Source organism: Myceligenerans halotolerans, assembly GCF_054782975.1.
On the sequence record NZ_BAAGRL010000037.1, the window covers coordinates 1 to 10995 of the forward strand.

A 10995-nucleotide genomic window follows, 5' to 3' on the forward strand; every position below is an offset into this window, starting at 1 on the left:
CCGCGAGGCACGACTGCCAGACCAAGCAAAATCACGCCTCCACGGTTTCAAGGGATTGCCACGCGGAGCGCGACCTGAACAGGCAGCGCCGCGAGCTCGAGCGCCTCGCCCGCGAACTCCGGAGCCAGCCGGTCGAGGTCGTCGAGCTGCCGGTCGTCGACTTCAAGGAGCGCCGGCGAGCCCGTCGCGAGCAGAACTGGCTGCACAAGCCTGTCCGCGTCGGAGCCGCTGCCGCATGATCCGTCGTCGTCCTCATCGTCCCGTCGTCCGTCTCTTCGAGAGGAGGTCCCAGATGTCGCCTAGCAACTTCCGCCGCATCGTCTTCTGCGTGGTGCTGGTGGTGGCCGTCGCCATCGCCCTGGCTGCCTGCACCATCCCCACGCCGCCGCGTGGCGAGCTGGCTGCCAACCAGGCCATCCTCGCCACTTGCGACCCGGCAGCGCCTCCGGCCTCGCTCGTCGAGATCGACGGTTCGCGTTCCAGCGCCTCCGAACAGATCACGGCTGAGCGCATGGCGGCTGTCGAGGGGATCGTCCGCCGCACGGCGATCTGTTCAGGGCATCTCCGGGTGCTGGTCTTCTCGGCCTCCTCCGCCGCTACCACCACGCTCTTCGACGCGCCCCTCCACCTGGAGGGCGGCACAGACAACGCCCGGCTCCGGCGGGTGCCGAAGGTCGTCGAGGAGACGATGGCCGAGGTTCGGACCGCGTACGAGCCCGCGGTCGCGGCGCTGCCCGGCGGCGGCACGGACGTGACCGCCCAGTACCGCCACGCCGCAGAGTGGGCGCAGCAGCTGGACGGCGGCTCCCGCCTCCATGTTTTCCTGCTAACGGATGGCATGCATAACGTCGGGGGCGTAAAGCTCGGCAAGAAGGCGCTGAGCGAACAGGAAGCGACCGCCCTGGCGGAGAAGGTGAGCGTGCCGGAGCTGGCGGGTGCATCGGTGGTGGTCGCTGGCCTGGGGCGGGTGGCCGATTCGCCGCCGTCCTCGGAAGCGGTCGAAGGCCTCGTCGCCTTTTACGACCAAATCTGTGCCCAGACCGGCGCCGAGGACTGCCTCTCGGTCACCGAGTACGCCGGAGCTGCCGAGTGAGGCGCCGGGGTAGGTTCGCCCGAGCCCTCAACATCGGGCAGGCGGACTCCATGGACGCCTGGATGGAGCAGGTCGAGGCCATCTCGCTGCCTCGGCTGGACGAGGTGGGTGGTGGGCACCCGCGGCCGTCCAACATCGGCACGAGCTACGTCGAGCACGAGTACCACGCCCTGGCGGACGAGCAGGAGCTGCTCTGGCAGGCCGAGCGTGAGAGCGACGCCCGTCCCCACGACGTCCAGGCGCGTGGCCTGGAGCGCGAGGCGTCGGGCGTCGCGTTCCGGCGGGCGCACTGCGAGGCGGAGATCCGCGATGCGTGGGCCGAGTACCAGAAGGCACAGCGCGTGCTCGGCGCATACGTCCGTCGCAAGACGGCGGAGGCCACGAGGTACTGGGTCGGCTGGCTGGCCCTGGTCGGGGGTGACTCCGCCGGAGTTTTGTCTGCCGCGATCATCAACGGCGACGTCCCGCTCATCGCCCTCCCCCTGGCGCTGTCGACCGGTCTGGCGGCTGCCTGCGCTGGCCTGGTGGGCGCTGAGCTCAAGCACATCGGCGCGGCTCGAAAGCGGCAGCGAGATCCGGACAGCCTCACCGAGGACGAGCAGTCCTACCGGCACCTGTTCGTCCCCGGCGACGGTGGCCACGGCATCACGAAGCTCATCGGCGGGTTGTCGCTGCTGGTGGCGATGCTGGTCGCCGTCGGGATCTTCTTTCTCCGTGCAAGTCTGGAGGGTCCGCTGGCCGGTGGTGCCTTCGCACTCTTCGCGCTCGGCACGGCATTCGCCTCGGGGCTTCTCGGGTACCACGCCGCGGACGACGTCGCGGACTTGCTGGCTCGCCTCGAGAAGCGGGTCCACAAGGCCGAGGCCCGCTACGACAAGCTCAGCCGCTCGGCTGCCGTCCGGGACACGGCAGAGGCCGATGAGATGGCGCGCTCGATCCGCAATGAGAGCACCCATCGGGCCGGTGCTGCCGGCAAGCGGGTGGAGTCTCTGTCCTGGCAGGCGCAGCGGAATAACCCGCAGATCTTCGGCCATGGCTTCTCGGCCGAAGAGCAGGGCGGGGTCATCGGGAGACGGTCTCGGCGAGGTACGGGCGCATGAGCACCCGACCCACGCTGCTTCCGAGCAGCCTGCTGCCCAGCCGCCTGCTCGGTGCTCCGGCGCCGAGCAGGCCGGCCGGGCCGGCCAGGCCCACGTACGCCCTCGGCCGTCCCGGGCGGCCGGCAACCGTGCCGACGCTGCTCATCGCCGTGATGGACAACAGTGGGTCTGTCGCCGGTCCCCAGGGTAGCGATCCGGTCTCGAACAGGTACTCGGAGATGGAGCACGCGTTCTCCGTCGTCGCCCGCCGGGGCTCGTCGAAGGAGTTGGGCGCGATCATCCACTTCGACACGCCCACCAGCGGCGACGTCGCGCCCACGCCCCTCACCCGAGGAACCCTCGCGCGGCTCCAGGCCGGATTGCATCCGCCCGCGGACGGGGCAGGGACGAGCAATCTCGGCCCGAGCCTGGCGCGAGCGACCGAGTTGGCAAAGAAGCACCCGGAGCACGAGGTCACCCTCGCCCTGTTCTCAGACTTCTTCCTCACGGATTCTGAGCCCGACGCGGTCCTCTCCGAGTTGGCTGCCTTCCCAGGGGCGGTGCATGCCGTCGTGCTGGGGCGCCAGCTGCCCATGGGCTTCCTGCCGGAGACCGTCACCGCGACGAACGTCACGCACGAGTCGAAGCCGGGCGTCGTGGCGCGGGCGCTGTTCGCTGGGCTGGTGGCACACCGGCCCGGTAGCCACGTCGCCGAGCCGATGTAGAGACCACAACGGATTCTCCGGTGCCCGCCGTCGTCACCAGGCGGCGTGATCTCCAGGGAGAGGCCCCAGCGGTTCGGGCGAATCTTCGCCCGAAGGATCGTCCGAACCGCTGGTTTCTCTCCAGCCCCTCATCGTCCATAACTAGCTCCAGCACCCGGGCCGTAATCCGGGGCAGAGAGGAGGCCTATCGAGTGAGCACAACCCGTAACCAGGTGCCGACGAAGTTCCGCACCATCCTGGCGGACCCGCCGTGGCAGCAGGACCAGAGGGGCGCGCGGGGGGCGTCGAGACACTACCCCCTCATGAGCCTGGAGCGCATCAAGGCGATGCCGATCCGCGACCTCGCCGAAGACAACGCCCACTTGTGGCTCTGGGTCACGAACGGAACTCTAAAGGACGGATACGATGTCGCCGAAGCATGGGGCTTCACGGTGAGAGCACCCCTCACCTGGGTGAAATTTCGCCTCGGGCTGGGCACGTACCTGCGTCACGCTACCGAACACCTGCTGTTCGCCACACGCGGCAAGGCGCCGGTGAACTTCCGCTCCCAGCCGACGTGGCTCAACGCGCCGGTCCAGGACCACAGCCACAAGCCCGAAGAGCAGTACACGGTCATCGAACGGATTTCCAATCCTCCGTACGTGGAGCTCTTCGCCAGGCGCCAGCCACCCAGCAATCGAGACTGGTTCGTCTGGGGCAACGAGGTCGACGCCGACCTCGCCATCCCCGGCTACCCCGTGCCCAGCGACGCTGCCCGCAACCGGAAGGCGCAGTGAGGGCGCATGGGAGAAGACAAGACGTCGCTGTCGAAGGATCCGTTCGGCTGGATCTTCCGGGCCAGCCTGCTGCTGCTCGGCGCCGCCATCGCGCTCAACCTGGCCGTGGCGTGGCTGCGCCCGATCACTCCCTGGCTCGCCGGAGGCGTCGTGCTCATCGCAGCCGGGTGGGCCGTGAGCGCGATCATCCGCTGGCGACGCTCCAACTTCTGAACCTCATACCCCTGTCATGAGTATTCAGAGGTCACGGACCAGAGCAACGATGTGGAATAGACAACATGTATTGACTCTACGCAAAAAATCAGAATAAGTAAAAACAGGCCGAGTGTTGCGCAAAGTCACTGCTCGGCAATCGAAAGGAGGTGGTCAATGGCAAGAAAGAACCAGATCAACAGGAGGCGCGTCGAGCGCCAGCTCAGGGTGCGAGGTGTCCGTCGCGATCCCCCGGACCTGCGCAAGCTCTCACGAGCGCTCATCGACCTGGCACAGGCCGATGCTGAACGTGAAGCCCAAGCCGAACACGCTGCCCGTGGCGCCGGAAAGACGGACAGCAAGGCCGCTGGTCGGAGCAAGGGGCGTCGCGATGCCTGATTCCAGCCAGCTCGTCTTCTCCCGGCTCCATCTCCCTCGGCCGCTCGAGCCCAGTGCAGTGAGCGCGTTCCTCACCCGACTCGCCTCCGAGCGAGACGCTCCACGCGTCGCGCTCGAACTGCGGGCGGACCAAGAGGGCGTGCGGCATCTGCTCGGTTGCCGGCCCACGGACATTCACCGTCTGCGGCGCTTGCTCGCAGACCTTATCCCCGGCAGCCTCCTCACCAAGCTCAAGGGCGGAGCGCGCGCCCGAGGAGATGTCGAGGTGGCGACGCGTCTCCGGCTCCAGCCCGGCGGCCTGCCGCTGCGTACGGACGAGCCCGAAGCCACCACCCGCTCGCTCCTCTCGGCCATGGCCGCCCCGCTGAAGCTCGGTGAGGTCGCTGTCCTTCAGGTGGTACTCGGGCCGCACGTTACGCCGCGCCCCGTCCCACGCGGGGCGCTTGAGCCCGGCCTGTCCCTCGCTCAGGCCCTCACCGGCGGGGAACGTCCCGCCAGCCCAGAGACGAGGTTGCGGCTGCGCGAGCGGCTGTCCCAGGCGGGCTTCGCCGTCACGGTGAGGATCGGGGCAGGCAGCCCAGACCGTGGCCGGCGACGGCGGTTCATCATGAACGTGCTCGGCGCCCTCTCCACCGCCCAAAGCCCTGGCGTCCAGCTAGACCTGGAGCGCCAGCCCGCCAAGCAGCTCAACGACGCCGCCCTGCCGTGGCGCTGGCCACTGCACCTGAGCGTCGCGGAGCTGGTGGGCATCCTCGGCTGGCCGATCGGCGACGACGACCTCCCGGGCCTTCCGCCCGCGCACCCGAAGCCGTTGCGTCCAGCAGCGGCCGTCCACACCGGCAAGCGCGTCTTCGCCGCGAGCGCCGCGCCCGGCGACGACCGCCTCGTCGGCATCGCGCCCGCAGATCAGACGTTCCACGCCGTGGCGTACGGGCCGAGCGGATCGGGCAAGACGAACGTGCTGCTGCACCTGATCCTGGCGGACATCAAAGCCGGGCGGCCGGTGGCCGTGCTGGATCCGAAAAAGCAGCTGGTGGAAGACATCTTGGCCCGCGTACCGAAGGAGCGGATCAAGGACGTGGTCATCCTGGATGCCGCGGACCAGCCCACCGCTGGCTTCAACCCGCTGGACGTGGCAGGGAGGGATCCGGATGTCGTGGTGGACGGCATCCTGGCCGTCTTCGAAGCCGTCTTCGCAGATGGCTGGGGACCTCGGACGGCGGATATCTTCAGCGCCGCCTTGCGTACGCTGGCGCGCGCCAGCACACCAGACCACCCGGCCACGACCATCGACGTCGTCCGCATCCTCACGGACGCTCGTTTCCGCCGCCAGCAGGTAGCCAAAGTCCAGGGCGACCTCGCCCTGGACGGCTTCTGGACCTGGTACGAGGCACTCTCGCCACAGGCCCAGGCTTCCGCCATCGCCGCGCCGCTGAACAAGCTGCGCCAGTTCCTCCTCCGGCCCGCCGTGGTGCGCATGCTCGGCCAGCGCTCGGGGAAGTTCCGGCTCCGCGACATGTTCCGCGAGAACAAGATCGTGCTCATGCCCGTTAATGAGGGCTTGGTGGGCGCTGGCACCGCGAGTCTCCTCGGCAGCCTCGCCGTCGCGGAAATCTGGCAGGCCACACAGGAGCGCGCCCAGGAGAAGGATCCGGCCCAGCGCCCCGGCATGGTCGTCGTGGACGAGGCGCCCCGCTTTCTCCACCTGCCTACCTCGCTGGCAGATGCTCTCGCCGTATCCCGCTCGCTCGCCGTGGGGTGGGTGCTGGCTGCACAGTTCCGAAGCCAATTTCCGCCTGCGTTGCGCTCGGCGGTCGATATGAACGCTCGCTCAAAGATCGTGTTCGCCACCGAGTACGAAGACGCGAGAGACACCGCCAAGCTCACCCGCGACCTCACGGCAGACGACTTCCTCGGGCTTCCAAAGTTCCACGCCTACGCCAACCTCGTGGCCAATGGCCACCCCTCCGGCTGGGCGCTAATCAAGACGCTGCCGCCGCCGGCTGCCACCACCGACCCCGCGGTCGTCCGCGCCGCCAGTCGAGCAAACTACGCCGCGACGACGGAGGACGCCGAGTCGCCCGAAGAGGAGGCGACCGCCATGCCCACGACCGACCCGACCAACCAGGCCACCAACCCGGCCGAGGCGCCAGGTAAGACGACCCGTCCTCACTCGAAGCGTCGCTCAGCATCGGTCGCTACCGCCACACCCGTCGTCGCCGAGCAGGTCGGCAGGAAGCGGAGACAGCCATGAAGTACCCACCTCGCCCTCGTCCCCGTCTGCTCGCCCGTAGGTTCGCCCCTCGGTTCGCGACGTCCAGCCAGCCGTGTCGGCCCAGCTCATCGCCCCTGTCTGGCCCCTTCCGGGATGGGACTGACCCCCGTTCCGGGGGTCCCGAAGCCACGTGCAGCGCCCGCCATCCCGTCGCCCGGAACAGCCCATGCCACAACCGCCAAGGAGGTACGCCATGAGCCCGAAGGACATCACCGCACTGCTTGAGCGCCTCTCCGAGCGCGACCTGGCGGTGCTCGAGTCGCTACGGATGCATCGGCTCCTCACCACCGCCCACATCCGCCGGCTGCACTTCGCTCATGGCCACGCCACGCTCGGCGCAGCCTCCGGCGCCACCATGCGCGTGCTCACCCGGCTCGAGGAACACGGCCTCATCGCTCGCCTGATGCGCCGCATCGGCGGAGTACGAGCAGGCTCCACCGGCATCACCTGGCAGCTCGGCGCCACCGGCGAACGACTGCTGCGCCGGATGAACGGAGACAAGAAGCGCCGCCGGTACATCGAGCCGTCCGGCATGTTCGTCCGGCACACGCTGATGAAGGCCGAACTTGCCGTCCAGCTCCACGAGCTCGCTGCGGCCGAGCGCATCGAACTGCTCGCTCTGGAGACCGAGCCGAACTGCTGGCGCACGTTCCTCGGACCGCACGGCTCCCACGAGTGGCTAAAGCCCGACCTGAGCGCCATCACCGCCACCGCGGAGTACGAGTCGCACTGGTTGCTTGAAGCGGACCTCTCCACCGAGCACCCGCCGGACGTGGTGGCCAAGGCCAAGGTGTACCAGCGCTACGCCGCCACCGGCGCCCACCAAGCCCGTCACGGGCTGTTTCCGGCCGTCGTGTGGGTGGTGCCAGACGAGCGGCGGCAGAGAGCGCTGGAGGCCGCCCTCGCCGCCGAGAGGACGCTCCAGCCCGATCTGTTCCGGGTGGTGCCCGTCGAGCGCTTCCAGGAGCTGATCGCAGGCGACGAGCCCGACCCGCCCGGCCGCACGGACCCCGAACCAGCAAGCCAACCAGTAACCGCAGAAAGGAGAGCCTATGGAGAAACCCCCACATGATGAACCCGACGACATACCCGAACGAGAACGCCTCTGGCCCGGCGAGATCGACCTCACCGGCTCCGTCGCCCAAGACGATGCGCTGGTCGACGTCATCTACGACGCCATGAGCGAGGTCGACGGCACCGAGGACCCCGTGCCCGAATGGGGCGCCCGCACCCTGGCCCGCGCCCTCGCCAACCAACTGCGAGAACCGCAGGCAGGTGCCCTGCATCACTTCGCGGTCACCGGCCGCGTGAACAGAGAAGCGATGGGCACCGAAATGATGGCCGTCTACCTGCGCACCCACGACATCCAGCTCACCGAGTGGATCGCCCACCTCGACCGCTACCTCATGAGCCTGCCCAGCGACGACGACCCCGACCCTGAGGAACCCGACCCAGACCAGCCGCCAGCAGAGGAGGTACCTATCGACGCCACGCCACTCGACAAGGTCCGCGCCTACCTCCGCCACGCCTTCGCGGAAGCAGACGAACGCGGCGAGACCGTCTCGGAAGACGACGCCCGCGCCATCGCGACCCTGCTTGCTCCGCTCCTGCCACCCGACGCCGCGCTCCGCCGCTTCGCCACCGCCGGCGAGACCAACCCCGCCCTCCTGGACGAGTGCCGCCAGCTCACGAGCCGCAAGTGGCGCACGCCCGACCTCCACACCTGGGCCGTCCGCCTGGAGCAGTACCTGGCCGCACACGTCGACGCCGGACCGCCCCATGGTCCAAGCGAGAAGGACGACCACCCGCAGGTAGCCGAGGGCCTCCGCGAACACGGCGACGCCTTCCGCGCCTTCCTCACGCTCCCCGACGCTCAGCCCGACAGCGACGACCTGCTCGACCGCTTCCGCGCCTTCTACGTAGGCAGCTACGCCAGCATGGATGCCCTGCTCGATGGCCTCACCGAGATCACCCTGTGGCGCGAAGCCATCCACGAGCTCGAAAAGCACCTGGGGATCCGCGGATACATCCAGCTCGACACCGCCCAAGTCGAGGCTGTGGCGCGCGAAACCTGGGACATCGTTGAGCTCGGCCAGAGCCTCTACGTGTTCGAGAAATAGCCACTAACGGAGTTCTCCGACGGAGAACAAGAAAGTGTTGTGGAATTGCCTATAACTGCTGACTTTAAGTAGCTTTGGAGGTAAAATGGAGGGATAAATCGATAGGGTGATAAAGGAGATTCAAGCATGAACCGGCCACCCTCTAGGAACTTCCCTGCGCACCTCAAGCAGCTATGCCGCAAGAGCAGGCTTACCAAACGAGAAATAGCCCGACGAGCAGGCATTGATGTCTCTGCCATTACCCGCATTGAGATGGGCAACCGAAACCCCAGACCAGACACTCTGAAGCGGCTAGCGCATGCGCTCAACGTCCCTACCGGCGACCTGTTCGCGGCAGCCGGGTACCTAACACCAGAAGAGCTACCAGATTTAGGAACCTACCTTCGGGTTCAGTATGGGGAGATCTCAGACAAGGGTGTAGCGCAGGCACAGATGTACATCGAGCGGCTCGTGAAGGAAGAAGCGTCGATGGCGCCACGCCCGTCCGCGGCAGACAAGAACGAGATAACAAAACAAGAAATTCAAGGGTGGAGAGAGGAGGACTATTTATGAGAGAAGACCCCTACACAAAAACGGTTGAGCCACTGCTCTTTACCGTCCCGGAAGTCTGCGAGGCGCTCCGCGTGAGCCGCTGGCAGTTCTACCGGCTGGTCAATGAGCAGCGACTCAAGACAGTCCGGATCAACCGGCGGCGGTTCGTCGCCCCGGCTGACCTGAACCAGCTGATCGAAGACTTGCGAAGTGGAGGTGAGCATGGCGGGTAGGAAGGCCAACGGCGAGGGAACCATCTACCGGAGAGGAGATGGGCGCTACGAGGGCGCCGTCATGCTGCCGACTTCAAGCGGACGCCGCAAGCGAGTCCGTGTCTACGCGACAACCCGACAGGAAGCACGTCAGAAGCTGGCGAGGATCGTTGAGGAGACCCGCCGAGGGATCCTCCCATCCGAGCACGCCTGGAAGGTCGACGAGTACCTCGACTTCTGGCTCGAGCGCGAGAAGCGACGACCGCTGACTCGACGCCGACATGAGTCGGTCGTGCGCCTGCACATCAAGCCGGGCCTCGGCCATCACCGACTCGACAGCCTCAGCGTCCGGATCGTCCAGGGCTTCCTCGACGACCTGCTCGATAGCGGGAAGTCCGTCGCCACGATCCACCAGGTGCGCAAGGTCTTGAGTGCCGCCCTCACCTACGCCATGCGGCAAGAGATGATCATGCGGAACGTCGCCCGCTTGGTTGAGCTTCCGCAGTACCGGTCGAAGGAAGCGATCCACTGGACGCCGGACGAGACGGCTCGGTTCCTCGACGTCGCCCGTCCCGATCCCCTCTACCCAGTCTTCGTGCTGCTCGCGCTCTACGGTCTTCGCCGCGGCGAAGCAATCGGCATCCGCTGGCGCGACGTGGACTTCGGCCGAGGCGTGCTGCACATCCGTCAGCAGGTGCAGCGCATCGAGGGCGAGCTTCAGCAGGTCGAGCTCAAGACCGATTCAAGCAGGCGGGACGAACCTCTGCTCGCCTCAGCCCGCGAGGCCCTTCTTCACCAGCGAGATGTCCAGGCGGATCTCAGAGCAGAGGCCGGCGACGCCTGGCAGGGCACGGGAGACGACAACGAACTGGTCTTCACTACCCGCTCGGGTCGGCCGCTCGAGTCGCACAACGTTGCACGATCCTTCATGCGGATCTGCGAACAGCACGGCTTGCGGCGAATCACGATTCACGGCCTGCGACACAGCAACGCCACGACACAGAAGGATTTGGAAGTTCACTCTCGTGACATCCAAGCAATCCTCGGCCATGGCGACGTCCGTACGACCGGAATCTATGAACACGTCGACCTGCGCAGCAAACAAAATGCCCTGCAAAAAGTTGAGGCTCGTTTGCTCGCGGACGCACCCAGCAGAGGGCGTTGCCGTCAAAATTGCCGTCAAAATTGCCGTCAAACGGCTTCCGAGGAGGCTTCGAGTGTGTCGAGGCCTCAACCAAGGAAAACACCCACCCCTGTTGGGTTGGGTGTTTTCCTTGGTGGCTCCTCCCAGACTCGAACTGGGGACACAAGGCTCTTCAGGGGAAACGAGGCCACCTTACAGGACCGACTGACCTCTATAAACGACGTCGCACGAACCCATGCACGTACGTGGAAATTCGGCTGCGTTGCCGTCAAAATTGCCGTCAATCACGTGGAATGGAGGACATCATGACAACCACCCTCACCACCTCGTACAGCGCCTTCGAAGACGACGAGAACGACCACGAGGCCCTGGCAATGCCCGAGCCGGCGTGTGCCTCCCCTCGTAACGTAGAGACGTCCGCCAATTTGGGAGGTGGGCGGTATGTCCAA

Annotated in this window: 12 protein-coding genes, 1 tRNA gene and 1 pseudogene; 13 read left to right on the top strand and 1 reads right to left on the bottom strand. The window is 66.8% G+C overall.

Going from position 1 to position 10995, the window contains the following annotated elements:
• The 13 genes and pseudogenes from ACYVK5_RS21075 to ACYVK5_RS21135 all read left to right on the top strand — a co-directional run.
• Positions 1-239 (top strand): hypothetical protein (locus tag ACYVK5_RS21075; RefSeq protein WP_460707933.1); only part of this gene is annotated, 239 nt, incomplete at its 5' end.
• 53 nt (positions 240-292) lie between these two features.
• Positions 293-1093: a vWA domain-containing protein gene (locus ACYVK5_RS21080; protein WP_460707934.1), complete on the top strand. Its 801-nt coding sequence runs from the start codon at positions 293-295 to the stop codon at positions 1091-1093.
• Between the two features lie 50 nt (positions 1094-1143).
• Positions 1144-2193, top strand: a complete 1050-nt coding sequence (locus ACYVK5_RS21085) for a hypothetical protein (RefSeq protein ID WP_460707935.1) — start codon at positions 1144-1146, stop codon at positions 2191-2193.
• Positions 2190-2897, top strand: a complete 708-nt coding sequence (locus ACYVK5_RS21090; RefSeq protein WP_460707936.1) for a vWA domain-containing protein — start codon at positions 2190-2192, stop codon at positions 2895-2897. Before ACYVK5_RS21085 ends, ACYVK5_RS21090 begins: the two co-directional genes overlap by 4 nt.
• Before the next feature lie 191 nt (positions 2898-3088).
• Positions 3089-3673 (top strand): MT-A70 family methyltransferase, encoded by a 585-nt coding sequence (locus tag ACYVK5_RS21095; protein WP_460707937.1) that lies wholly within the window; start codon positions 3089-3091, stop codon positions 3671-3673.
• A gap of 6 nt (positions 3674-3679) precedes the next feature.
• On the top strand, positions 3680-3886 hold the full coding sequence (locus ACYVK5_RS21100; RefSeq protein WP_460707938.1) for a hypothetical protein: 207 nt from the start codon (positions 3680-3682) through the stop codon (positions 3884-3886).
• Positions 3887-4042: 156 nt separating this feature from the next.
• Positions 4043-4264: a hypothetical protein gene (locus ACYVK5_RS21105; protein ID WP_460707939.1), complete on the top strand. Its 222-nt coding sequence runs from the start codon at positions 4043-4045 to the stop codon at positions 4262-4264.
• The gene (locus ACYVK5_RS21110; protein WP_460707941.1) at positions 4257-6518 is read left to right on the top strand and encodes a type IV secretory system conjugative DNA transfer family protein; all 2262 of its coding nucleotides are present in this window, start codon (positions 4257-4259) and stop codon (positions 6516-6518) included. Before ACYVK5_RS21105 ends, ACYVK5_RS21110 begins: the two co-directional genes overlap by 8 nt.
• Before the next feature lie 214 nt (positions 6519-6732).
• Positions 6733-7611 carry a replication-relaxation family protein gene (locus tag ACYVK5_RS21115; protein WP_460707942.1) on the top strand — a complete coding sequence of 293 codons (879 nt, stop codon included), beginning with the start codon at positions 6733-6735 and terminating at the stop codon, positions 7609-7611.
• Positions 7592-8659: a hypothetical protein gene (locus ACYVK5_RS21120; RefSeq protein WP_460707943.1), complete on the top strand. Its 1068-nt coding sequence runs from the start codon at positions 7592-7594 to the stop codon at positions 8657-8659. Before ACYVK5_RS21115 ends, ACYVK5_RS21120 begins: the two co-directional genes overlap by 20 nt.
• 126 nt (positions 8660-8785) lie before the next feature.
• Positions 8786-9211, top strand: coding sequence for a helix-turn-helix domain-containing protein (locus tag ACYVK5_RS21125; protein ID WP_460707945.1), 426 nt, complete (start codon positions 8786-8788; stop codon positions 9209-9211).
• Positions 9208-9423 (top strand): helix-turn-helix domain-containing protein, encoded by a 216-nt coding sequence (locus ACYVK5_RS21130; RefSeq protein ID WP_460707946.1) that lies wholly within the window; start codon positions 9208-9210, stop codon positions 9421-9423. Before ACYVK5_RS21125 ends, ACYVK5_RS21130 begins: the two co-directional genes overlap by 4 nt.
• Positions 9424-9484: 61 nt before the next feature.
• A pseudogene (locus ACYVK5_RS21135) lies at positions 9485-10432 on the top strand (tyrosine-type recombinase/integrase); the annotation flags it as partial.
• Positions 10433-10677: 245 nt separating this feature from the next.
• Here ACYVK5_RS21135 and ACYVK5_RS21140 read toward each other — a convergent pair.
• A tRNA-OTHER gene (locus tag ACYVK5_RS21140) sits at positions 10678-10757 on the bottom strand.
• Positions 10758-10995 lie beyond the last annotated feature (238 nt).